General features: G+C 61.2%; 22 protein-coding genes. 9 read left to right on the top strand and 13 right to left on the bottom strand.

Annotation, left to right across the window (positions count from 1 at the left end):
• Positions 1 to 91 precede the first annotated feature (91 nt).
• Complete coding sequence (locus tag FFI16_RS01570) at positions 92 to 598, bottom strand: disulfide bond formation protein B (RefSeq protein ID WP_138813898.1); 507 nt, start codon at positions 596 to 598, stop codon at positions 92 to 94.
• Between the two features lie 210 nt (positions 599 to 808).
• Complete coding sequence (hmpA, locus tag FFI16_RS01565) at positions 809 to 1,990, bottom strand: NO-inducible flavohemoprotein (RefSeq protein ID WP_138813897.1); 1,182 nt, start codon at positions 1,988 to 1,990, stop codon at positions 809 to 811.
• A gap of 147 nt (positions 1,991 to 2,137) precedes the next feature.
• Here hmpA and norR point away from each other — a divergent pair, with 147 nt between their 5' ends.
• The gene (gene norR, locus FFI16_RS01560; protein WP_138813896.1) at positions 2,138 to 3,682 is read left to right on the top strand and encodes a nitric oxide reductase transcriptional regulator NorR; all 1,545 of its coding nucleotides are present in this window, start codon (positions 2,138 to 2,140) and stop codon (positions 3,680 to 3,682) included.
• Positions 3,683 to 3,790: 108 nt separating this feature from the next.
• Here norR and FFI16_RS01555 read toward each other — a convergent pair whose 3' ends face one another.
• Positions 3,791 to 4,693 carry a DMT family transporter gene (locus tag FFI16_RS01555; RefSeq protein WP_138813895.1) on the bottom strand — a complete coding sequence of 301 codons (903 nt, stop codon included), beginning with the start codon at positions 4,691 to 4,693 and terminating at the stop codon, positions 3,791 to 3,793.
• A 137-nt stretch (positions 4,694 to 4,830) separates the two neighbouring features.
• Here FFI16_RS01555 and FFI16_RS01550 point away from each other — a divergent pair, with 137 nt between their 5' ends.
• On the top strand, positions 4,831 to 5,706 hold the full coding sequence (locus FFI16_RS01550) for a helix-turn-helix domain-containing protein (protein ID WP_138813894.1): 876 nt from the start codon (positions 4,831 to 4,833) through the stop codon (positions 5,704 to 5,706).
• Here the strand turns inward: FFI16_RS01550 and FFI16_RS01545 are convergent.
• The 8 genes from FFI16_RS01545 to FFI16_RS01510 form a co-directional block, all read right to left on the bottom strand.
• Positions 5,703 to 8,198 (bottom strand): LuxR C-terminal-related transcriptional regulator, encoded by a 2,496-nt coding sequence (locus FFI16_RS01545; RefSeq protein ID WP_138813893.1) that lies wholly within the window; start codon positions 8,196 to 8,198, stop codon positions 5,703 to 5,705. The genes FFI16_RS01550 and FFI16_RS01545 overlap by 4 nt on opposite strands.
• 225 nt (positions 8,199 to 8,423) lie before the next feature.
• The gene (locus FFI16_RS01540; RefSeq protein ID WP_017135078.1) at positions 8,424 to 9,782 is read right to left on the bottom strand and encodes a DUF1329 domain-containing protein; all 1,359 of its coding nucleotides are present in this window, start codon (positions 9,780 to 9,782) and stop codon (positions 8,424 to 8,426) included.
• Between the two features lie 26 nt (positions 9,783 to 9,808).
• A complete protein-coding gene (locus FFI16_RS01535; protein ID WP_138813892.1) occupies positions 9,809 to 11,599 on the bottom strand; it encodes a DUF1302 domain-containing protein in 1,791 nt (596 codons plus the stop codon).
• Between the two features lie 480 nt (positions 11,600 to 12,079).
• On the bottom strand, positions 12,080 to 12,991 hold the full coding sequence (locus FFI16_RS01530) for an SDR family oxidoreductase (protein ID WP_138813891.1): 912 nt from the start codon (positions 12,989 to 12,991) through the stop codon (positions 12,080 to 12,082).
• Between the two features lie 118 nt (positions 12,992 to 13,109).
• A complete protein-coding gene (locus FFI16_RS01525) occupies positions 13,110 to 14,012 on the bottom strand; it encodes an alpha/beta fold hydrolase (RefSeq protein WP_138813890.1) in 903 nt (300 codons plus the stop codon).
• The gene (locus tag FFI16_RS01520; RefSeq protein ID WP_138813889.1) at positions 14,012 to 14,794 is read right to left on the bottom strand and encodes a class II aldolase/adducin family protein; all 783 of its coding nucleotides are present in this window, start codon (positions 14,792 to 14,794) and stop codon (positions 14,012 to 14,014) included. The genes FFI16_RS01525 and FFI16_RS01520 overlap by 1 nt, the downstream gene beginning before the upstream one ends.
• Positions 14,795 to 14,934: 140 nt before the next feature.
• Positions 14,935 to 15,621, bottom strand: coding sequence for an LrgB family protein (locus tag FFI16_RS01515; protein ID WP_138813888.1), 687 nt, complete (start codon positions 15,619 to 15,621; stop codon positions 14,935 to 14,937).
• Complete coding sequence (locus FFI16_RS01510) at positions 15,611 to 15,997, bottom strand: CidA/LrgA family protein (protein WP_138813887.1); 387 nt, start codon at positions 15,995 to 15,997, stop codon at positions 15,611 to 15,613. The genes FFI16_RS01515 and FFI16_RS01510 overlap by 11 nt, the downstream gene beginning before the upstream one ends.
• 98 nt (positions 15,998 to 16,095) lie before the next feature.
• Here FFI16_RS01510 and FFI16_RS01505 point away from each other — a divergent pair, with 98 nt between their 5' ends.
• Entirely contained in the window at positions 16,096 to 16,992 is an 897-nt protein-coding gene (locus FFI16_RS01505) for a LysR family transcriptional regulator (RefSeq protein WP_138813886.1), read from the top strand.
• Here FFI16_RS01505 and FFI16_RS01500 read toward each other — a convergent pair.
• Positions 16,973 to 17,428, bottom strand: a complete 456-nt coding sequence (locus tag FFI16_RS01500) for a flavodoxin (RefSeq protein WP_138813885.1) — start codon at positions 17,426 to 17,428, stop codon at positions 16,973 to 16,975. The two genes, FFI16_RS01505 and FFI16_RS01500, sit on opposite strands and share 20 nt — an antisense overlap.
• Positions 17,429 to 17,557: 129 nt before the next feature.
• Between FFI16_RS01500 and FFI16_RS01495 the strand changes: the two genes are divergently transcribed.
• Both FFI16_RS01495 and FFI16_RS01490 read left to right on the top strand, forming a co-directional pair.
• The gene (locus FFI16_RS01495) at positions 17,558 to 18,025 is read left to right on the top strand and encodes a PAS domain-containing protein (RefSeq protein WP_138813884.1); all 468 of its coding nucleotides are present in this window, start codon (positions 17,558 to 17,560) and stop codon (positions 18,023 to 18,025) included.
• A 58-nt stretch (positions 18,026 to 18,083) separates the two neighbouring features.
• Complete coding sequence (locus FFI16_RS01490) at positions 18,084 to 18,689, top strand: hypothetical protein (protein ID WP_138813883.1); 606 nt, start codon at positions 18,084 to 18,086, stop codon at positions 18,687 to 18,689.
• Positions 18,690 to 18,691: 2 nt separating this feature from the next.
• Here the strand turns inward: FFI16_RS01490 and FFI16_RS01485 are convergent, their stop codons facing one another.
• Entirely contained in the window at positions 18,692 to 19,651 is a 960-nt protein-coding gene (locus tag FFI16_RS01485; protein ID WP_138813882.1) for a MerR family transcriptional regulator, read from the bottom strand.
• A 211-nt stretch (positions 19,652 to 19,862) separates the two neighbouring features.
• Here FFI16_RS01485 and FFI16_RS01480 point away from each other — a divergent pair, with 211 nt between their 5' ends.
• The 4 genes from FFI16_RS01480 to folX are packed head-to-tail and all read left to right on the top strand — an operon-like array spanning position 19,863 to position 22,143.
• Complete coding sequence (locus tag FFI16_RS01480) at positions 19,863 to 20,420, top strand: antibiotic biosynthesis monooxygenase (RefSeq protein ID WP_138813881.1); 558 nt, start codon at positions 19,863 to 19,865, stop codon at positions 20,418 to 20,420.
• Positions 20,421 to 20,477: 57 nt separating this feature from the next.
• Positions 20,478 to 21,188 carry a dihydromonapterin reductase gene (folM, locus tag FFI16_RS01475; RefSeq protein WP_138813880.1) on the top strand — a complete coding sequence of 237 codons (711 nt, stop codon included), beginning with the start codon at positions 20,478 to 20,480 and terminating at the stop codon, positions 21,186 to 21,188.
• A 20-nt stretch (positions 21,189 to 21,208) separates the two neighbouring features.
• The gene (gene folE / locus FFI16_RS01470; RefSeq protein WP_017135090.1) at positions 21,209 to 21,769 is read left to right on the top strand and encodes a GTP cyclohydrolase I FolE; all 561 of its coding nucleotides are present in this window, start codon (positions 21,209 to 21,211) and stop codon (positions 21,767 to 21,769) included.
• Between the two features lie 2 nt (positions 21,770 to 21,771).
• Positions 21,772 to 22,143, top strand: a complete 372-nt coding sequence (folX, locus tag FFI16_RS01465) for a dihydroneopterin triphosphate 2'-epimerase (protein ID WP_017135091.1) — start codon at positions 21,772 to 21,774, stop codon at positions 22,141 to 22,143.
• Positions 22,144 to 22,154 lie beyond the last annotated feature (11 nt).

Raw genomic sequence — 22,154 nt, 5'->3', positions numbered from 1 at the left:
TGCCCCTCGTCACGGCCCTTTCACAAATCCCTACAACCAAAAACGCCCCGGACTTCCTTCAAGGAAGACCGAGGCGTTTTGGGGAACAGGCTCAGGCCTGGCGTTGGCGATTGCGGTAGATGCCCAGCGGCACCAGGATCACCGTCAACACGAACGCCACCAGCGCCCACTGCGCCAGCGACAGGCCAAGGATAGGCGGGTACGGCGTGCTGCAGAAGCCGTCGACCTGGAAGCCCAGTGGGAACACCTTGGCCAGCGGCAGTTCATCGACAATCGGCTGCAGCACATCGACGCCACAGCTCACCTCCGGGAAGAACTGGGTATACACGTGGTGGCCTGCGGCAGCGACGCCGCCCAGGGCACTGAGTACTACCAGCCCTTCAAACAGAGTGACCGCGCCTTTGCGGCGCATGGCGGCGCCGATGAAGGCAAAGATCGCAATCAACAGCAACGCGTAGCGCTGCAGGATACACAGCGGGCACGGCGCCTCGCCCAATACCACTTGCATATACAGCGCACCGCCGATCAGCGCCAGGCAGATGATGCCCAGCAACAACAGAAAGCGCCGCTCCCTGCCTAAACGCAATTCGTCACTCATCCCCATTTTCCCTTTGTCGTTGTGCCAATGCCGGCAAGTTTACACACAGAGCATGGTTAAAACAGAGAGGGGTTAACTGCGGATTAATCGGGATAAATAGAGAACCCAATGTGGGAGCGGGCTTGCTCGCGAAAGCGGTGGATCAGTCACTTATGAGTCAACTGACACGCAGCCTTCGCGAGCAAGCCCGCTCCCACATTTTTAACCGCGTTATTCCAGCGCCGCCGCCGGGCCGAAGAACTCGTAGCGCGCCTGCTGCTCCGGCACACCCAGCGCCTTCAGGTGACGCTTGATCGCCGCCATAAAGCCTTTAGGCCCCAGGAAGTACGCATCCAGGTCACGCTCCTGCGGCAACCACGCCGCCAATTGCTCCTGGCTCAACAGCCCAACCTTGTCCGCCGCCGGGCTCACGCCATCGTCCTCGGCATAGCAATAAAAGCGTTTGAGCTGCGGGTGCCTGGCTGCCAGGGCATCGACCCAATCACGGAACGCATGCACACCGCCGTTGCGCGCACAGTGGATAAAGTGCACCGGGCGCTCGGTTGCCAGGGCCGCTTCAAGCATTGGCAATGTTGGGGTAATGCCCACCCCGCCGCTGATCAGCACCAGCGGTTTATCGCTGGCCGCCAGGGTGAACTCACCCGATGGCGGGAACAGGTCGATGGTTGCACCGACGTGCAGCTGGTCATGCAGGTAGTTGGACACCCGCCCACCGGCCTCGCGTTTGACGCTGATGCGGTACAGGCCCGCATCGCTCAAGGCCGACAGGGAATAGTTGCGGCGCACTTCTTCGCCGTCCAGCAGCAGCTTCATGCCGATGTACTGGCCCGGCGCGGCTTGCAGGATTGGGCCGTTATCCACAGGCGCAAAGTAGAACGAGATGATTTCGTCGCTCTCCTCCACGCGCTTGACCAGCAGAAATGGCCGCGCACCGCGCCAGCCGCCCGGCGCCTGGGCTTTTTCGTCGTAGATGGCCGCTTCGGCGCCAATCAGGATGTCGGCCAATTGGCCGTAGGCCGCGCCCCAGGCATTCATCACTTCAGGCGTGGCGATCTCGCTGCCGAGCACTTCAGAGATGGCGCGCAGCAGGCAGGCGCCCACAATCGGGTAGTGTTCCGGCAGGATCTGCAAGGCCACGTGCTTGTTGATAATCTTGGCGACCAGGTCACCCAGTTGGTCCAACTGGTCGATATGCCGCGCATACATCAGCACGCCATTGGCCAGGGCGCGGGGCTGGTCACCGCTGGCCTGGTGGGCCTGGTTGAACAGCGGGCGAACTTCCGGGTATTCGCTGAGCATCATGCGGTAAAAATGCGTGATCAGCGCTTCGCCGCCGCTTTCCAGCAGGGGCACAGTGGATTTGACGATGGCACGGTCTTGGGCACTAAGCATGGCAGACTCCTGGGTCTCTTTACTGATGACCTTCATCTACTCAGTATTCGTGCCAACTTATTAATCGTTATATTTCAATTACTTAAATATTTTGTAGTCAGTAAGACACCCTACACTTTATAGTCATAAGGACTACAAGGAGTCATTATGACTGCACAATCGCTGCTCACCACCCTGCTGCCTCTGGTCGCCGACCTGTCCCGCGAGCTGCCCGAGGGCGAGCGATATCGACGCCTGTTGCAAGCCATGCGCGCACTGCTGCCGTGCGATGCCGCCGCGTTGTTACGCCTGGACGGTGAGTGGCTTGTGCCGCTGGCAGTGGATGGTTTGAGCGCCGATACCCTTGGCCGGCGCTTCAAGATCAGCGAGCACCCGCGCTTTGCAGTGTTGCTGAGCAGCCCCGGCCCTACCCGTTTTGACAGCGACAGCGAACTGCCCGACCCCTACGACGGTTTGGTCGACGGCCTGCACGGGCACCTGGAAGTCCACGATTGCATGGGCTGCCCGCTGTTTATCGACGACCAGCCTTGGGGCTTGCTGACTCTCGATGCGCTGGACACCGAGCGTTTCGAACGCGTCGAGCTGGATGCCTTGCAAGCCTTTGCCAGCCTGGCGGCGGCCACGGTCAATGTCGCCGAACGCATCGAACGCCTGGCATTGCGCGCCGAAGACGAGCACCAGCGCGCCGAGATCTATCGCCAGGCCAGCGGCCAGCAGCACAAGGAAATGATCGGCCAGAGCAAGGCGCACAAGCGCCTGGTCGAGGAGATCAAGCTGGTGGGCGGCAGCGACCTGACCGTGCTGATCACCGGCGAAACCGGGGTAGGCAAGGAACTGGTCGCCCAAGCCATCCACGCCGCGTCACCGCGTGCGGACAAGCCGCTGATCAGCCTCAACTGCGCCGCGCTGCCGGAAACCCTGGTTGAAAGCGAACTGTTCGGCCACGTGCGCGGCGCCTTTACCGGCGCGTTGAATGAACGCCGCGGCAAGTTCGAGCTGGCCAATGGCGGCACCTTGTTTCTGGATGAAGTGGGCGAACTGTCGTTGACCGTGCAGGCCAAATTGCTGCGCGTGCTGCAAAGCGGCCAGCTGCAACGCCTCGGTTCGGACAAGGAACACCAAGTGGATGTGCGCCTGATCGCCGCCACCAACCGCGACCTCGCCGAAGAAGTGCGCAATGGCCGCTACCGCGCGGACTTCTACCACCGCCTGAGCGTGTACCCGCTGCAAGTACCGGCGCTGCGCGAGCGCGGGCGGGATGTGTTGCTGCTGGCGGGCTACTTCCTGGAGCAGAACCGTTCGCGCATGGGCCTGGGCAGCCTGCGCCTGACCAGCGACGCAAAAGCCGCGCTGCTGGCGTATAACTGGCCGGGCAATGTGCGGGAGCTGGAACATTTGATCGGGCGCAGTGCGCTCAAAGCCCTGGGTAACTGCCGCGAGCGGCCGAAGATTCTGAGCCTGAGCGCCCAGGACCTGGACCTGCCGGACGTCAGCGCGCCAGCCATCGAAGAAACGCTGCAAGCGCCGCTGGCCGTGACCGGCGACCTGCGCCAGGCCACCGAGCATTACCAGCGCCAAATCATCAGCGCCAGCCTGGAACGCCACCAGCACAACTGGGCCAGCGCCGCCCGCGAACTCGGCCTGGACCGCGCCAACCTCGGCCGCATGGCCAAGCGCCTTGGAATGAAATAGGACGATCACCTCAATTAAATGTGGGAGCTGGCTTGCCTGCGATGGCGATGGGTCAGCTAGCTCAACTTTGACTGATCCACCGCTATCGCAGGCAAGCCAGCTCCCACATTAGATAGCTTTTGCCTTTAAGATTGGCTGAACCGGCCGAGGCTTCCTGAACACCAACACATTCCCCAACATCACCAGCACCAACCCCATCAGCGCCGGGGCGGTCCACTGGTAACCCTCGGCGAATGCCGACACGTTCAGCGCCACCACCGGAAACAACACCGTGCAATACGCCGCCCGCTCCGGCCCCATGCGCCCAACCAGGGTGAGGTAGGCGGTAAAGCCGATTACCGACCCCGGAATCACCAGGTACCACAAAGCGCCGATATACCGTGCACTCCAGTCCATGTCGAAAGGAATGCCGCGCACCGCACAGTAAGTCGCCAGCATCGCCGCGCCATAGGCCATGCCCCACGCATTGGTGGTCAGCGGCTTGAGCCCGGCCTTCTGTTGCAGGCTCGAAAGCATATTGCCCGCCGAGAAACACATGGTCCCCAACAATGCCAGGCCCAGGCCGAGCAAGGTCTGCGGGCTGGCGGTATGCCCTGCCAGTTCCGGCCAGAACAAAAAGCCCAGCCCCAGCAGGCCGAGTGCGCCGCCCATCAACACGTTGCGCGCTACGCGCTGGCCAAAAAACACCCGGGCATTGAGGGCGTTCCACAAGGTGGCGGTGGAAAACACCACTGCTACCAGACCGCTCGGGATCCACTGGCTGGCGGTCAGGAAGCACATGAAGTTAACGCAGAACAGGCACAGCCCTTGCGCCAGGCAGATCAAATGCCCGCGCCGGTTCATCACCTGCAACTTGCGGCTGAGCAGCAACAGCGCAAACAGCACCAGCGCCGCCAGGCCGAAGCGGTAGACGATCGACACGGGAATCGCCACGACGCCCAATTGCCACTTGAGGGCGATCCAGGTGGTGCCCCAGATCACCACGGTGAGTAAATACAGGAAAAGGTTCATAGCGGGCTCCGTCGATTGAGCCACAGTGTCCCTTGGCAGCCGGTCGGCGCTCTTGCACATTCTTGCGCTTTTGTCGGGCGCAGGGATCACAGCCATCGCCGGCGGGAGTAGGATGCAAGGCGTCGGAGAGCACAACCATGCCAGATCTGGAATCCCTGCAAGTCTTTCAAGCCCTTAACCGCTCGCCCAACGCACGCCTGGAAGCCTGCGCCGAGCTCGGTGACGGCTTGTCTGCGGCCTTGTGGAGCAACCATCACGATTCGCAGGACTACCAGGCGCCGACCCACCACACCTTGTCCTGCTACATCGGCGGTGGCACCGGCACCTTTCGGCGCGATCAGCCAGGCACCAAAGGTGGCCCGGACAAACTCTGCATCCTGCCCGCCGAGCACCAGTCAGCCTGGGTGATCAACGGCGAGATTCGCCTGGCCCATGTGTATTTCAGCCCGGAGCAATTTGCCCTCGGCTGCGTCACGCTGCTTGACCGCGAGCCGCGCGAATTGCAATTGCGTGAAAGCACCTTCCTCGAAGACGCCAGCCAGGCCCAACGCTTTCACCAACTGATCGCCCTCAACTGGCACGAGCCCGCCGAGCGCTTGCTGACCAGCAGCCTGGCCCACGAGATGCTCAGCCACACCCTGCTCAGCCAGGTTGGCGCACGCAACGGCCTGCGTTTGAAAGGCGGGTTGGCGGCGCATCAGCGGCGGCTGTTGGTGGAGTTTATCGACCACCACCTGGAAGACCCGATCAGCCTCGGGCAACTGGCGGGTATGTGCGCGCTGTCGGAATACCATTTTGCGCGGATGTTCCGCCAAAGTTTCGGCCTGCCGCCCCACCAATACCTGTTGGCGCGTCGCCTGGCACGTGCGCAAGCCTTGCTGCGCGGCGGCGCCCTGCCCCTTGGCGAGATTGCCTGGCGGTGTGGTTTCTCCAGTGCCAGCCACTTTACCCACCGTTTTCGCCAGGCCATGGGCGCCACGCCCGGGGAATATCGCCAGGCATTCTGCGCCTAGACCATCAAGCCCAATGTCTTGGCCTTGGCCACCGCTTGGGTGCGCCGCTCCACGCCGAGCTTGCTATGGATACGCCGCGCGTGGGTCTTGACGGTGTGCAGCGAAATAAACAGCCGGTCGGCGATTTCCAGGTTGGAGTTGCCCTGGGCGATCAACTGCAGCACTTCCAGTTCACGCTGGCTCAGCGGGTTTTCCACCACGCCACTGGGCGCTGCCGGGGTTTCCAGGCCCAGCTCACTCAATAGCCCCGGCGCACGCAAACGCAGCTCGCGAATCGCCTGCTGCACCTGGCAGCGCTGCGCCAGCTCCAGCCCGGTTTGCAGCGCGCGGCGGGCCACGGTCGAGTCGCCCAACTGCCAGGCCACTTCGCCCAGCACCAGGTGCAGCTCGGTTTCCAGGCAGAGCATGCCGCGTTGTTGGGTCGTGTCGAGCAAGGCATACAGGCGTTCCATGGGCTGAACGGCCACACCCAGCTTCACCTCGGCCAGCACCAGCAGGTATTCCAGGCGTGGAATCAGTTCCAGGGTGGCCGGTGGTGCCTGCCGGGCCTGTGGCCCACGGAAGTGCCGCAGTACGCGCCGCACCGCCTCCACGGTCAGTTCGGCTCGGCCCTGTTGCAACCAGAAGTGTCCACTGACCAACAGCAGCACCGCGCGGTATACCGAGTCCGGCACATGGCGCTGCTGCATCAAGCGCTCCGCCTCGCGCAACTGGATAAACGCCTGGGCGTAATCGCCCTGGTTGGCCGCCAGCAGCGCCAGGCCGAGAAACCCGTAGAGCACGCGCTTGTCCTGGCTGTGCAGGCACAGGTTCAAACCGCTCTCGAAACATTCACCGGCGAGCGCGTCCTGGCCTTGGCGTAACGCCAGATGCCCGCGCCGCAGGGCGATGCGCCCTACCAGTGGCCCCGCCTTGAGGCGCTGGCGCGCCAGCATTGCCTGCACATTTTCCAGCAGGCTTTGCGCCCGATACGGTGCACCGCGCTGTTCCAGCAATTGCGCGTGATCCAGTTCCAGCAGCGCCTCCAGCACCAATGAACCATGGGCACGCGCCAGGCACAGCGCTTCACGGTTCAAGGCTTGACTGACGTCTAACTCGCCGCGCAGCAAGGCTTGCTGGGTCAGCCCCGACAGGCACATCAAGCGAGAGGTCCAGGCGCTGTCGGGCAACGCTTGCAAGGCCTCCAGAAAATGCTCGCGGGAGCGCTCGGCATCGCCATTGAGGTGCAACAACCAGCCCCATTGCGCCTGCCAGCGCGCCAATAAATGCCGCTGTTTCGCCGCCGTCGGCTGCGGTGCAAACCGGGCAAGCTGGTCGATGCACACACCGGCTTGCTCAAAGCGCCCGGCGAACAGCAATGCGGCCGTCACCAGCCCCACCAGTTGCGCCGAGCCCAGCATCAATTCATCGCCATGCTGCTCATGCAAACGCAACAGCAGTTGCGCATTCTGCTGACGGAACAGGTCTTCAAAACTGAAGTGCTGCAACAGGCTCACCGCCACCTCAAACGCTTCGGCCTGCAAGGCCTGCTCAAACGCGGCTTGCCAATCACACTCAGTGGTAAACCATTGGCAGGCGCGCCGATGCCAGGAGCGCTTGGCCGGCCAGGGTTCATCGCGCAGCAAGCGTGCGAGCGGCGGGAACACCTGCAGCCAATCGGCGGTGTCTTCCCAAGGCTGGATAAAGGCGCCCAGTGCCTGCAATTCACGCAGGTAGTGGTCACCGTCGCCAGCGCCGAACAGGTGCTCGCACAGGCTCGGGTTGAAACGCGGCAGGTGCGCCAGTACCCGCCAGGCCTCAGCCAACTCGACCGGCAAGGTGCGCAGCAGTTCGTGTTGCAGGTAGTCGAGCAAGGTTTTGTCCGGGTGACCATCACCGAGCAAGGCAATGCGTACACCGGCACACCAGCCGCCGCTGAACTGCATCACGCTGTCGAGGCTTTGCTCGGGACCAAGCAGTTGCTGGACCTGCGCCGGGCTGAAGTTCAGCTCGCTGCACACCAACAGTTCATCGTCGAGCAACAGGCGCGGCCAGTTGCACGCCGGTCGCCGCCGCGCGCCCAGCCACCAGGTCAGCGCCGGGCTGGCGACACTGAGCAAGCGGTCGAGCAAAGCATCCAATTCGGGCGCGGGCAGGCGGCAGTAATCATCCAGGAACAACCAGGCCGTGGGCTGCCAGCGGCTCAGGTCAAGCAACAAGGTAGCCTCATCGACAAACGCCAGCCCCAGGTTGTGCGCCAAGCGTTGGCACAACTCATCGGGGCTCAAGGCCGCGCCATTGAGGGGCAGCCAATACACCTGGCAACCCTTGGGCGCCTGCAAGGCACACTCGGCCAGCAATGCGCTTTTGCCACTGCCGCCCGGCGCGCACAGCAACTTCACCCTCACGGGTGCCGCGAGCAAGGGCTCGGTCAATTGCGGGCGTGATAAGTGATGGGCGGACAGCCGTGGCATGAATCCAGGACGGTCCAGGCAGCGGGTCATGGCAGTCATTGCTGCATCCTGCGTTCTTATTGTTATGCAACCTGACGCCACCCTAGTCCTGTGGTTGGCGGTTGTTGAAGAAGTATTCAGCGGGGTGATCAGTGGCCATGCACAAAACCAAGTGTGGGAGCGGGCTTGCTCGCGAATGCGATGTATCAGCCTAAGAATTTGGTGACTGACATTGCGCATTCGCGAGCAAGCCCGCTCCCACATTTTGATTCCATTTCAATTCAGTCAGCGAACGCCCTCGGACCTCAACGCTGCTGGCGTGTAGTCCGCCGCCTTGGCCGCAAAGCCGAAGACGAAACTGCGCTTCTCCTCGTTCTTCATGCCGAGGGCGATGTAGCGCCCGGCGATGATGTCGTACAGGGTTTCCACGGTGTAGGCCGGCACCTGGTGGTCGTAGTAGAACTGTGCATGGCCTTCAGCAACCCGCCACAGTTGGCCACGGCCGTCGTAGTGATCCACCAGCGCGACCTGCCAGCTGTCTTCGTCGATGTACATGTGGCGCTTGGCGTAGATGTGCCGCTCGCTCGGCTTGACCGTGCCGACCACTTCCCACACGCGGTGCAGCTCATAGCGGGTGAGGTCCTGGTTGATGTGCCCGGCCTTGATGATGTCGTCGTACTTGAGGGTCGGCGAATCGAGCTTGTAGCTGTTGTAGGGGATGTACATCTCTTTTTTGCCGACCAGTTTCCAGTCGTAGCGGTCGGGCGCGCCGGAGAACATGTCGAAGTTGTCGGTGGTGCGCAGGCCGTCGGAGGCGGTGCCCGGGCCGTCATACGAGACTTGCGGTGCACGGCGCACGCGGCGTTGGCCGGCGTTGTAGATCCAGGCCAGACGCGGCTCCTTCACCTGGTCGAGGGTTTCATGCACCAGCAGCACGTTGCCCGCCAGGCGTGCGGGCGCCGTCACCGACTGCTTGAAGAAGCTCAGCACATTGGCCGCCTTGGCCTGGTCGATATCCGGGATGGCTTGCGGCACCGCCACTTCTTCTTCAAAGCGGATCGGTGTGTAGCTGCCATTCGTTTGCGGAGTGGCCTGGGTGATGATGCGCTTGAGGTTACCGCCGTGGTAACGGGTGATGTGGTTCCACAGCACTTCCACGCCATTTTTCGGGATCGGGAACGCGTAGTAACGGTTGCCGGTGAAATTTTCCAGGCCGTTACCGTCGTTGATCGCGTGCACGTTCAGCGCGCTGCGCTTGATCGACTCGTAGATATCCGGCGGCAGGTTGACCGTGCGATGGGTCGGGTACACCGGGATCTTGTAGGTCTCGGGGTAACGTTTGAACATCGCCACCTGGCCGTCGGAGAGCTTGTCTTTGTACTTGTCGACCGTGGCGGCGGTGATCACGAACAGCGGTTTTTCATTGGCGAACGGATCGGCCAGAAAGCCTTTGCTGTCCACCGCGCCAGCGTTTTTCGGGATGCCGCCGGTCCAGGCGGGGATCGAGCCGTCGGCATTGCCGGCTTTTTCGGCGCCGACCGGCGTCAGGGTAGTGCCGAGCTTGGCCGCCTCTTCGGGCGAGACGGCGGCCATGACGTGGGCGGCCAGTACACTCAGGGCCATCACTGCAAATAGCTTACGCATAGGTTGTTGTCCTTCCTTAAACCAAGTCAGAAGTTCACGCCGAAGCTGAGGGCGATAAAGTCGCGGTCGGTGAGGGTGTTGTAGTCACCACCAAAAAAGTCGGTGTAGCTCAGGCTCGCGGTGTAGGTGTTGCGGTAGTCCGCATCCACGCCGACGCTGATCGCCTTGGCGCCTTCGTTGAAAATGCCGTTGGGGCCGTAGCCGCTGACGTCATGGGACCAGGACAGGTTGGGCTTGAGGTTCACCCCGGCAAACACGTTGTTGTAGTCGAGGATCGCGCGGGCGCGGTAGCCCCAGGAGTTGGCGGTGACGAAGCCGTCGGTATCGCCGCCAAACCCATAGGCGCCGTACACCGAGTCGCGGCCGTAGCGCAGTTTGGTCTTGGCTTCCAGCCCGCCGACGTGCACATACGCCGCCTCGCCCACCAGCGTCAGGCGTTCGGCACCCAGCACCTGGTCGAAGAACTGGGTCATGGTGCTCTGGATCTGGGTGATTTCCTTGCGGCGGTAGCCGGAGTTATCCGAGCCGAACGAACTGCGGATCGGCGAGGCGGTTTGGCCGGCAATCGGGTTGACCAGCGCCAGGGTCAGGTCAGTGGTGTTGAGTTGCACCGGCGCATTCGGCCGATAGCTGATTTCGCCGGTCCAGGCCGTGCCGGTGGGCAAAGTGGTGGAAAAACTCGCGCCGTACAGGCGGATGTCTTCCGGGTAGTCGAGGTAATACTGGCCACGCCCGAGCATGGTGCTCTGGGCCAGGCCCGCGCCGGTACCTGGGGCAATGGCGTTGGCGGTATTGATAATGCGGCCGATGGTGGCCAGGTTGGTGTTGGCGGTAATCGTGCCCACCGTTGGCGTGCGGCTGTGGTAGTTCATGAAATAGAGGCCGTACTCGGTGTCATCGCCGAGCCAGCGCAAGGCCGCGCCGAACTGGCCGCCATCGCGCGCTTCGCGGTCGTTGGCGCGCTGCACCACCACGCCTTCGCGGGTCACCTGAAAACCCTGGCCAAACGCTGCGGCCACCGGTTGCAACGGCGCAATCGCCGGGCTGCCGACCGTGTAGTTGCTGTTGCAGCCGTGGGCCACCACGTCGTTACCAAAGAAGGTGCCGCAGTTATCCACCACGGTGTTTTCCCAGTTGAGTTGGTAGAAACCTTCTACCGACAGCTGGTTGGTCAGGCTTTGGGACGCGAACAACATGTTGACCGGGATCAGGCCTTCCTTGATCTCAGCGCCTGGACGGCGGAACGCCGAGACGTCGATGGGGTTGATGCTGTTGATCGAGTTACCGATAAACGTACTTTCGCCCCAGCTCACCACCTGTTTGCCGACCCGCACGGCGCCCGGCAAATCGCCGATGGAATAGTTGTGGTACACGAAGGCATCCAGCAGCTCGTAGCCGGACGAGCGCGCACCTTCGTCACGGTGGTTGTTGCTGATTTGCTTGAACTCGCGGTTTTCGTCCTGCAGTTCGAAGTCGTACCAGTACTTGCCGCGCACAAAGATGCCGCTGTCGCCGTACTTGAGCTCCAGATCGTGAATGCCCTTGAAGATCTTGGAGAAGGTCTCCCCCTTCTTGAAGTTCAGCCGCCCGTCATCACCGGTGGACGCCTGCCCCGTGCCGCCGTTGGGAATACCCACCAGCTTCTTGTCAGCATCGCGCATGCCCCAGCTGGCGCCGACCGACAGCGAGGAATCGAATTGCCCTTCGATCTCGCCGATGTTGAATGAAACAGCCTGTGCCTGGGCGCAGAAACCCAGCGCAACCGCCGTGGCCAGCGCCTGTGGCGTGAAGATGGCGCGCATTGTTGTTTTTGTCATGCGTCTTCCCCGGTGAGTGACAGAAGGCCCCACCCTACTGCCGCCCGTCGGGAGCGATAAGCGCACCAAAGGGGTATTCGTGGTGTCGCTCGAAAGGATGAACAGGCGCTCTGGCCGGGGTTTGCGCGCCGCCATGGATTGGGTAGATGGCGGATTATCAGGAGGATGGATAGGCGCAAGCGATCGTTACCAAAATTGCAACAGTCCTTGTCCTGAACTGCTATTACTCATTTTGTTACAACCGACTATTCTTAACGCACTTTCAGGGCACATGGCCCGCTTGCGTAATCGCAGGAAAAGTCTGATTCCATAGATTGGCCCAATGTTTCAATCTATTACCGCTGTTCACTGACGTTGATTTGTCGCTCCTTGATCCAACGTCTTACTTCGGCCGCTGCGTTTGCAGCGGCCTTTTTTATGCCCAAAATAAAACGGGGCGCCTGTAGCGCCCCGTAGTATTCAAACGTGTTCAAGCAACGATCAGAGGCTGAACTTCTGCAGGTTGGCCATCATCTCCTTCAACGCCTCGATGTTGTCCTTGGGGTGCGCGGCGCCTTCGAAGTCGCAAATCTGCGCCCAGTGCGCTGCCACATCGTCGGGTGAGAACCCGACCTCAGGGTCAAAACCCACACCCAGGCTGCGTTCCCAACGGGTCTTGCCGATCCAGCCGCCGCCGACTTCGAACAACCCGGAGGTGTCCTGGCATGCCTCGCTGCCCAGGTACACCACCAAGGGGCTGACCAGTTCCGGCTTGAGCCGCTCGAATACCTGCGGCGGGATCAGCCCTTCGGTCATGCGCGTGCCGCCGGTAGGGGCGATGGCATTGACCAGAATGTTGTTCTTGCGCCCTTCCAGCGCCAGGGTGCGGGTCAGGCCATACAGACCCAGCTTGGCCATGCCATAGTTGGACTGGCCGAAGTTGCCATAGATACCCGAAGTGGACGCTGTGAAGATCACCCGGCCATAACCCTGCTCGCGCATATGCGGCCAGGCGGCGCGGGTGACTTTATAGGCGCCTTCGACATGCACGCGGTAGACCAAATCCCAGTCACTGTCGTCCATCTTGTGGAAGGTCTTGTCGCGCAGGATGCCAGCGTTGTTGACCACCACGTCGACACGGCCAAATACGTCGAGGGCGTGCTGGACGATCTTGTCACCATCGGTTACGGAGTCATGGTTGGCCTCGGCAGTACCGCCTGCCTCTCGAATCTCAGCCACGACACGGTCGGCGGCCGAGGCATTCGCGCCTTCGCCCTGGGCCGAACCGCCGAGGTCGTTGACCAGCACTTTGGCCCCGTGCCTGGCAAACAGCAGCGCATGGGCACGGCCCAACCCGCCGCCGGCACCGGTGACGATCACGACCTTATCCTGGAACTGCACTGACTCACTCATACCGAACTCCGCTGACGACAATGGCGATGGGTTGAGTGTCACGCACGCAGCCTTTGGTCACAATAAACACGGCCGAGGCTGAATGGTGCTCAATAAGGCAGCGGGATGATTGCCCGGCTCAAGAATAGGCGGCACACGGCGCTGGCTGGCCGATTCGTTCACGAAACGCCAGGTAATGCTTGAGCACCAGCACCGGCGCTTCGATCTGCGGATAGTGGCCGATATTGGCCAGCGACACCGAGTCGGCATTGGGCACCAACTGGTGATAACGCTCCACCATATGCGCGCCGGAAATGGGATCGACTTCGCCGTCGATCACCCGCAGCGGCACCTCATCGCGTTGCATCGCCGCCACCCAACGTTCACGCATACGCCGACGCTGGGGAATGTAAGCAATCAGCTTATGCAGGATGCGCGGGCCATCATTGCAGTCGATCAGGCTCCAGAAGTCGTCCAGTGCACTTTCACTGGGCCGCGTGTTCGGGCCGAAAATCTGGCTGAAACTGTTCGACAAGGCATTACGCCCAAAGGCGCGGCCAATCATCCAGCCGAGCGGGCTGAGCAAGAGTTTCTGCACCAGCGCCGGGCGATGGGTCTCGGGAAACAGCCCGCCATTGAGGAACACGCAGCTGGCCATCTGGAAGCGACCGTCGTAATGGCGCGCCAGTAATTCCTGGGCCACGCTGTCGCCATAGTCATGGGCCAGCACATGCACCGGCTGTTCCACGCGCAAGTGTTCGAGCAGCGCTTGTTGCAGGTCCGCCTGCTCCAGCAGGCAGTAATAGTGGTTCAACGGTTTGGCCGAATCGCCAAACCCGAGCATGTCGCAGGCGATCACCAAGTTGCGCTGGGCCAGGGGCTGCCACAGGTAATGCCAGTCCCAGCTGGCGGTAGGGAAGCCGTGAATCAGCAGCAAAGGCTCACCCTGCCCCGCCACCCAGTAACGGATCACGTGGCCACGAAAGAGGAATTCCTGGCCACGTTTGCGCCAGGCTCTAAGCGGTATCTCGGCGAGTGGCATCAGCTTTTATACCCGGGATCTTGCAGGTCCAATTTACGCAACAGCGCCGGCCATGCCAGCGCCCCCCCCATACCTTGAGCGCTCTTTGTGACAGCCGCCACCATCGCCTTGGCGCCCGCCAGAATCTGCGGTTCGATGGCAATCAATTCGGCGCCGCCGTTTTGCGCCAGCACCTGGATGTCGCACGCGCGCTGGAAGGTGAACATCATTAAAAACGTGTCGGCGATGGAGCCGGCGCAGGTCAACAGGCCGTGGTTGTGCAGCATGAGGAAATTGTTGTCGCCCAGGTCCGCCTGCAGGCGGGCTTTTTCATCATGGTTGAGCGCCACGCCTTCATAGGCGTGATAGGCCAGGCTGGACAAGACAAAGGTGGATTGCTGGCTGATCGGCAGCACGCCCTGCTTCTGCGCCGATACCGCAACACCCGCAGCGGTATGGGTGTGCAGCACACAGACCACATCGTGGCGCACTTCATGGATGGCGCTGTGGATGGTGTAGCCGGCGGGGTTGATCTCGTAAGGGCTGTCCATCAGCTTGTTGCCGGCCTGATCAACCTTGACCAGGCTCGACGCCGTTATCTCATGGAACATCAGGCCATAGGGGTTGATCAGGAAATCATCGGTGCCCGGCACCTTGGCGGAAATATGCGTAAAGATCAGGTCATCCCAGCCATGCAGCGCCACCAGGCGATAGCAGGCCGCCAAGTCGACGCGGGTCTGCCATTCGGCAGCGCTGACCTGGTCTTTGACATTCTGTGGCGATAGAACAGGGGCTAGGCTCACGGCAACAACCTCCTTGGTTCGCTTTATTATTATTTTTTTGGATGAGGGGCCAGTCTAGTCAGACGCCGTGGCGCAAGGAGTTGCCTTGGCAGCCAGCTTGATGACTGAGCGAGTCAGTCATGAGAATAGTACAAACGGTGTCAGAGAAGTGCCGCCAATAAAGGTACGGCGAACAAGTTGAGCAAGCCGGTCAGCACCATCACCAGGCCCGCCACCGAACCCTCTTCGCCGCCGACTTCACGCGCCCGGCTGACACCCGCGCCATGGGCACCCACGCCAAACAATGCGCCACGGGCCAAGGGTGTACGCAGTGGCAACCATTTGAGTAATACGCCGCCGAGCATGGCGCCGAACACACCGGTGAACATCACGAACACCGCCGTAAGCTCCGGCACGCCGCCAAGGTCTGAGGACACCGGCATGGCAAAGGGAGTGGTGATCGAGCGCGGTAACAGCGACATCGTGACCGAACTATTCAACGCCAGCGCCTTGGCCAGCCCGAACGAGGTGCCGATGGACGCTGCGCTGCCTGCCACCATGCCCAGCAATAGAGCCGACCAGTAGCGCGCCAACAAGCGCCGCTGTTGCCAGATCGGCACGGCAAACGCCACGGTAACCGGCCCCAGCACCAGCATCAGCCAGTGGGTGTCGGTAGCGTATTCGGCATAGGCGGTTTTCATCGGCACCGCCACCGCCAGCAGCAGCGCCGGCACCAGAATCAAGGGTGACAGCAGGTAACGGCCGGTGCGGCTATAGATCCAGCGGCTGAAAACATAGGCGCCCAAAGTCAGGGCAAGCCAGAACACCGGCATCAGCTCAAGCTTCACGGCGCAGGCTCCAGCGGCAGACCATCTCCACGGTGAACGCAGTCACGAGCATCACCGCCAGTGTGCTGAAACCGATCACCAGCAGGATGCGCCAGCCGTCATTGCGCACCAGGCCACCGTAGTCGAGCAGGCTCATCAGGGCCGGGATAAAGAACAACAGCATCTCCGCCATCAACACCCCGGCGCCCAGTTGCAGGGCCGCAGGCTTGACCAGGCCGCTGGCGAAAGTCGCCAGCAACAGGCCAAGGCCCACCACGCCGCCGGGAATCGGCCACGCGAACCACACCGACAACTGAGTGCCGAGCAGATAAATGGCCAGCAATACCACCAACTCCGTGAGCAGGCGGCCGAGATGTTTGAAGGTGAAACGTTTCATGAGCTTTGGGTCCTCGCAGGCGCTCATTTTAATGAGACAGGCCCTCATACCCACAGCGAATTGTTAGACTGCATGCTATTCCAAACTGGAATCACGCTATGGAATTCAAACAGCTGCGCAGCTTCGTCGAAGTGATCCACCGTGGGGGCTTTACCCAAGCCGGTAAAACCCTGCACATCAGCCAATCGGCGGTGAGCAAGCAAGTGGCGCAGCTTGAGCAAAGCCTGGGCACACCGCTGCTGGAGCGCACCGGCTCACACATCCGCCTGACCGCCAGCGGCGAGGTGGTATTGCAGCGCGCCGAGGCCATGTTGCGCCTGCAGACCGAGCTGCTCAGTGAGCTGGATGACATGCAACAACTGACGCGCGGTGAGTTGCGCCTGGGTTTGCCACTGCTCGCGGGCGATACCTTGTTCGCCGGGTTGTTCGCCGAGTACCGCCGTCGCTACCCGAAGGTCTCCATCCAGTTGCTCGAAGGCGGCAGCCGCACTATCGAGCAGGCGATTCTCAGCGGTGAATTGGACGTGGGGGGCACCTTGATGCCCAGCGACCCGGCTTTCGCCTGGCAACTCTTCTGTGATGAACCCCTGGATGCCTTGCTGCCGATGGACCACCCGCTGGCCGACAACGCCCAGGTGCGCCTGGAAGAATTGGCGGACACACCGTTCCTGATGTACCAGCGCAGCTTTGTGCTCAATGACCGGCTGATGCAGGCGTGCCAGCAACTGGGCTTCACGCCCAAGGAAATCGGGCGCAGCGGCCAGGCGGATTTTCTGGTCGCCCTGGTCGCGGCCGGCCAAGGCGTGGTGTTGTTGCCCAGCGTAGTCGCCCGTGGGCTGGTGCGACCGGGCGTGGTGCGCCTGACGCTCAAGGCGCCCGATTTCCTGCGCTGGGACATCGCCTTTATCTGGCGTGAGGGCGCCTATTTGTCGAAAGCCGCCCAGGCGTGGCTGGCATTGCTGCGTGAATTCCCGGTCAAGCGCGCAGTGCAGTGACCAACTCGGCCAGCCACGGCTCGGCGTCGGCTTCCGGGGTCACGCTTTCGCTGGCGTCCAGGCGCAGCATTGGCAGCACTTCGCGTACGCCCAGCTCGGCGAACAGTTCGCGCATTTGCTCGCCGCCACCGCAGAACGTGTCGCCATAGCTGGCGTCGCCCAAGCCGATCACCGCACCGGGCAGGCCGCGCCAGGCGGCTGGCAGTTGGTCGCGAATGGTCGAATACAGCGGTTGCAGGTTGTCGGGCAGCTCACCCATGCCGGTGGTCGATGTGACCGCCAGGAACGCCGCGGGGGCAAAGGCCTGCACCTCGGCCAAGGTGGCGCGTGGGTTGTGCCAGGCTTCAAAACCGGCGGCGTTGAGGATACCGGCAGCGTGGCGGGCGACTTCTTCAGCAGTGCCGTAGACCGAGCCGGAAAGGATGGCGACTTTCATCAATCTGATCCTGTAGTTGAGCGAAAGCGTGGGATATTAGCAGCTGATGCAAATATTTCAGCGCACACCGTGCAACATCCAAAAGTTGCCATAGAATTCAGACTCTAAAAACACGCCATGGACTGCTCAATGATTAACGCCAAACTCATGCAACTGGTGATTAACGCGTCTAACGACGGCATCGTCGTCGCCGAACGTGAAGGCCAGGACAAGCCGCTGATCTACGTGAACCCGGCGTTCGAGCGCATGACCGGTTACGCCTTGGACGACATTCTGTATCAGGACTGCCGCTTCCTGCAGGCGGGTGACCGCGATCAGCCGGCGCTGATGGCCATTCGTGAAGCCCTCGACAGTGGTGGCGCCTGCCGGGAGATCCTGCGCAATTACCGCAAGGACGGCACGCATTTCTGGAACGAGCTGTCGCTTTCCACGGTTTACAACGAGGCCGACAAGCAGACGTATTTTGTCGGTGTGCAAAAAGACGTCACGGGTCAGGTGAAAGCGCAGCAACGTGTCGCGCAGCTGGAAGCCCAGGTGACCAAGCTCGAAAACGAGCTGGCAGCACTCAAGGCGACGAGCGGAATTAACAAAGTGTAAAAAATGCAGTCTTTAGAGCGATAATGGCTTTTTAATGTCTCATCCTTGAGCTACATCAATGCACCGCGACGCTCTTTTGACGCAGGACGAACTGGATTTTATCCAGGATATGCAGCACAACCCGCAGCTCAACGTACGGGATGCCTGGTCGAGCCTGACGGTTAATGGCGGTGCACAGATTCGCGATTTGCTCACGCGCTTGGCCGCGCACGACCACGTCACCATCCAGGCACAGTTTGACAACCAGCAACTGACCTTCCCGCTGCACCTGGTGGAAGACGAGTTTCATGCGGTGCATCTGCGCCTGGGCGTGCCAAGCATTTTTGAAGACGGGCCGATGATCCGCCCATGGCGCCTGGCGCTAGAGGCACCCGTGGCATTGGAAAACGTCAGGGGCAACCCTGCCGCGCTATGGGTGCATGAGGTGTCTTTCAAGGGTGTGCTGGTGGAGATTCGCGGCCGGGTCAAACCGCCGAAAACCTTTTCGCTGTGGTTCAGCCCTTCCGGGTACGAGCGTATTGCCTTGCGCGGCACGCTGGAACGGGAAACGGCGCGAGGCCTGTTCGCTTATCGCCTGAGCCAGAGCGACGCGGATGAGATCGAGCGGTTACGCCAGTTCATTCTGCATCAGCACCGGTTGGTCCATCCCCACGTACACGCCTGAAATCAGGTATCCAGGCGGCCTGCCAGAAACTGTTGCAAGCGGCTTTGCATCTGGCGCCCTTCGCTGCCCAGGCAGCCGATGGGCGAGCCGGCCAGGTCATCCTCGGCCAGGTCCGCAGCCGCACCGGCCAGAAACAGCGGGCAATCCAGGGTCAGCGCCAGGCGACTCAGGCGCGCGGTCAGATCATGGTTGTGCGAATGGTTGGAGAAAATCACCAGCGCCCTGGGGCGGATCTTTTCACATACCAGTGTCAATTCATCAAAGGGCTGGCCCATGCCCAGCACTTTCACCGGCGTGTCTTCGTGACTGAGCATCAGCGCTGCCACCAGCAGTTCCAATTTACGGCATTCGCCAGGCATCGCCGCCAGTAACACCCGCGGTGCCAGTGAGCTGCTCGCAAGCCTTAAGCGCTCAAACGTATGCATGCGCAGGAAGGTGTCGTAAAAAAGCCATTCACTGGCTTGGCCGAAACGGCCCTGGTGGCGCAGCAGGTCACTCCAGAGCGGCATCAGGATGTCCTGGAATGCCACGCTCAATGGGTAGGTGGCAAAAATCTGCCCGTAGAGGCTCTCCAACTGACGGTCGTCAAAGGCGCTGACGGCGTGCATCAACCGCGCCCGCCACTGTGACCACTCCTGTTCATCGACGCCATTGCCCTCAGCATCGATAGCCAAAGCCTGTAGATCGTCACGTGCGAGGATCTTGCCGACCTTGCTCACGGCCACGCCACGCTCGATCCAATCGAGAATGCGATTTACGGTCACGATATCGGCGCTGGAGTAGAGCCGATGCCCGCTTTCGGTGCGCGTTGGCTGGATCAGCCCATAACGACGCTCCCAGGCACGCAGGGTGACCGGGTTGACACCTGTCATTCTCGAGACATCACGGATCGGGAACAGCTCATCCGGGTCAGAGACGAGAGCCTGAGTATTTTCGCGAGTTTGAGCAGTTATTTCAGACATCAGAGATTGGAAACATCCATCCAAGTGTGGATCCCATTTAACGCTTTTAGACTTGCCCTTTTCAAGGGCTGGCCTGTCAGACCAATGCCACTGGTGTATTTCTTGAAAACAGGAATAATCCTTGCCTGTTTTTTGGTGATGACCTTACCCGGTCGCCACCTAAGTGCCCCGCCTACCCGGCTCAGCGCACCTGATTACTTGGAGATACACAATGTCTACCTCTCCCGTCACCTTGATGGTTGCGCGCCGCGTGGCCAAAGGGCGCTATGAAGAATTGATGGCCTGGCTGCGCGAAGGCGAGCAATTGGCCACCGATTTCCCCGGCTACCTGGGTTCCGGCGTGCTTGCGCCGCCGCCCCATGATGATGAATTCCAGATCATCTTCCGCTTCGCCGATGAAAAAACCCTGCATGCCTGGGAATTTTCCGCCTCACGCGGTGCGTGGTTGAGCCGAGGCAGCGAACTGTTTGCCGACCCGTCCGAGCATCGCGTCAGTGGCATCGATGGCTGGTTCGGTGCCGTAGGCGCAAGACCTCCGCGCTGGAAACAGGCGGTGGCGATCTGGCTGGCATTTTTCCCAGTGTCGCTGCTGTTCAACTTCGGGCTGGGGCCGCTGCTCAGTGAGTTGGACATGTTCCCGCGTGTGCTGGTCAGTACCCTGGCACTTACGCCGTTGATGGTTTACTTCTTTATTCCGCTCTCGACCCATCTGTTGGCGAGTTGGTTGCATCCAACGCCGACGCCCAAGCCGACCCAAGCCGCTGCTTGAGTACAGGCGTGGCCGGTCGCTGGTATAGTTTCAACCTGCCAGCGACTCGAGCCTCCCATGACGGTAACCAACGCCCCGATCCTGATCACCGGTGCCGGCCAGCGTGTCGGCCTGTATTGTGCCGAGCGCCTGCTGGACGAAGGCCACCCGGTGATTTTCAGCTACCGCAGTGAGCGCCCAGGCGTTGAGGCCTTGCGCAAGCGTGGCGCACTCGGCGTGTTTGCCGACTTCTCCACTGAAGCCGGGATTCTGGCCTTTATCGCCGAGCTGAAAACCCATACCGACAGCCTGCGGGCGATCATCCACAACGCGTCGGCGTGGGTTGCGGAAACACCCGACGACGAGAGCCGCGCTTTTACCGACATGTTCAGCGTGCACATGCTTGCGCCGTACCTGATCAACCTGCATTGTTCACCTTTGCTGCAACGCTCGACACCGGCCGATATCGTGCATATCAGCGATGACGTGGTGCGCAAGGGCAGCCGCCAGCACATCGCCTACTGCGCCACCAAGGCCGGCCTCGACAGCCTCACGCTGTCGTTCGCCGCGCAGTTTGCGCCGCTGATCAAGGTCAACGGCATCGCGCCGGCGATGGTGATGTTCAACGAAGGCGACGATGCGGCGTACCGCGCCAAGGTGCTGGCCAAGTCGGCGCTGGGCATCGAGCCTGGGCCTGATGTGATCTACCAGAGTGTGCGTTACCTGCTGGACAACCCGTATGTCACCGGAACCACCCTGACCGTCAACGGCGGGCGGCATATCAAGTAAGCCGTTTGTGAGGATGTTGTATGACCTTGTCCCTGCCCCAACACTACCGCGAGATCCTCAAAGGCCTGGGCGAAGACCCGGAGCGCGAAGGCTTGCTCGACACCCCCAAGCGCGCCGCCAAGGCCATGCAGTACCTGTGTCATGGCTATGAGCAGGACCTGGAAACCATCGTCAACGGCGCATTGTTCGCCTCCGATAACGACGAGATGGTGATCCTCAAGGACATCGAACTGTATTCGCTGTGCGAGCACCACCTGTTGCCCTTTATCGGCAAGGCCCACGTGGCCTATATACCCACCGGCAAGGTGCTGGGCCTGTCGAAGCTGGCGCGCATTGTCGACATGTACGCTCGGCGCCTGCAGATCCAGGAAAACCTTACGCGGCAGATCGCCGACGCGATCCAGCAGGTCACCCAGGCCGCAGGCGTGGCGGTGGTGATCGAAGCCAAGCATATGTGCATGATGATGCGCGGCGTGGAAAAACAGAATTCAACCATGAACACCTCGGTGATGCTCGGCGCGTTCCGCGAGTCGAACACCACGCGCATGGAGTTCCTGCAACTGATTGGACGGAGCAAGTAGCAATGCCACAACTTCAACCAGGCATGGCGCGCATCCGGGTCAAGGACCTGTGCCTGCGCACCTTTATTGGCATCAATGAAGATGAGATCAACAACAAGCAGGACGTGCTGATCAACCTGACCATCCTGTATGCCGCCCAGGAAGCCGTGCGCGACAACGACATCGACCACGCGCTGAATTACCGCACCATCACCAAGGCGATCATCGCCCACGTCGAAGGCAACCGCTTTGCGTTGCTCGAGCGCCTGACGCAAGAGTTGCTGGACCTGGTGATGAGCAATGAATCGGTGCTGTACGCCGAAGTCGAAGTGGACAAGCCCCATGCGCTGCGCTTTGCCGAGTCGGTGTCGATTACCCTCGCAGCCAGCCGCTGATACTTAAGTGA

Source organism: Pseudomonas sp. KBS0710 (genome assembly GCF_005938045.2).
Classification (GTDB): Bacteria; Pseudomonadota; Gammaproteobacteria; order Pseudomonadales; family Pseudomonadaceae; genus Aquipseudomonas.
Note: the sequence above shows the minus strand (reverse complement) of the source record. Positions and strands in the feature narration are given on the sequence as shown.

Excerpts from the sequence above, each read along its gene's own strand:
- FFI16_RS01550 (WP_138813894.1), top strand. The coding sequence starts at position 4,831 with ATGCCAGATCTGGAATCCCTGCAAGTCTTTCAAGCCCTTAACCGCTCG.
- folX (WP_017135091.1), top strand. The coding sequence starts at position 21,772 with ATGCCACAACTTCAACCAGGCATGGCGCGCATCCGGGTCAAGGACCTG.
- FFI16_RS01555 (WP_138813895.1), bottom strand. The coding sequence starts at position 4,693 with ATGAACCTTTTCCTGTATTTACTCACCGTGGTGATCTGGGGCACCACC.
- FFI16_RS01545 (WP_138813893.1), bottom strand. The coding sequence starts at position 8,198 with ATGACTGCCATGACCCGCTGCCTGGACCGTCCTGGATTCATGCCACGG.
- FFI16_RS01535 (WP_138813892.1), bottom strand. The coding sequence starts at position 11,599 with ATGACAAAAACAACAATGCGCGCCATCTTCACGCCACAGGCGCTGGCC.
- folE (WP_017135090.1), top strand. The coding sequence starts at position 21,209 with ATGACCTTGTCCCTGCCCCAACACTACCGCGAGATCCTCAAAGGCCTG.
- FFI16_RS01525 (WP_138813890.1), bottom strand. The coding sequence starts at position 14,012 with ATGCCACTCGCCGAGATACCGCTTAGAGCCTGGCGCAAACGTGGCCAG.
- FFI16_RS01540 (WP_017135078.1), bottom strand. The coding sequence starts at position 9,782 with ATGCGTAAGCTATTTGCAGTGATGGCCCTGAGTGTACTGGCCGCCCAC.
- hmpA (WP_138813897.1), bottom strand. The coding sequence starts at position 1,990 with ATGCTTAGTGCCCAAGACCGTGCCATCGTCAAATCCACTGTGCCCCTG.
- FFI16_RS01490 (WP_138813883.1), top strand. The coding sequence starts at position 18,084 with ATGCACCGCGACGCTCTTTTGACGCAGGACGAACTGGATTTTATCCAG.
- FFI16_RS01485 (WP_138813882.1), bottom strand. The coding sequence starts at position 19,651 with ATGTCTGAAATAACTGCTCAAACTCGCGAAAATACTCAGGCTCTCGTC.
- norR (WP_138813896.1), top strand. The coding sequence starts at position 2,138 with ATGACTGCACAATCGCTGCTCACCACCCTGCTGCCTCTGGTCGCCGAC.
- FFI16_RS01500 (WP_138813885.1), bottom strand. The coding sequence starts at position 17,428 with ATGAAAGTCGCCATCCTTTCCGGCTCGGTCTACGGCACTGCTGAAGAA.
- FFI16_RS01530 (WP_138813891.1), bottom strand. The coding sequence starts at position 12,991 with ATGAGTGAGTCAGTGCAGTTCCAGGATAAGGTCGTGATCGTCACCGGT.
- FFI16_RS01495 (WP_138813884.1), top strand. The coding sequence starts at position 17,558 with ATGATTAACGCCAAACTCATGCAACTGGTGATTAACGCGTCTAACGAC.
- FFI16_RS01570 (WP_138813898.1), bottom strand. The coding sequence starts at position 598 with ATGAGTGACGAATTGCGTTTAGGCAGGGAGCGGCGCTTTCTGTTGTTG.
- folM (WP_138813880.1), top strand. The coding sequence starts at position 20,478 with ATGACGGTAACCAACGCCCCGATCCTGATCACCGGTGCCGGCCAGCGT.
- FFI16_RS01480 (WP_138813881.1), top strand. The coding sequence starts at position 19,863 with ATGTCTACCTCTCCCGTCACCTTGATGGTTGCGCGCCGCGTGGCCAAA.
- FFI16_RS01510 (WP_138813887.1), bottom strand. The coding sequence starts at position 15,997 with ATGAAACGTTTCACCTTCAAACATCTCGGCCGCCTGCTCACGGAGTTG.
- FFI16_RS01505 (WP_138813886.1), top strand. The coding sequence starts at position 16,096 with ATGGAATTCAAACAGCTGCGCAGCTTCGTCGAAGTGATCCACCGTGGG.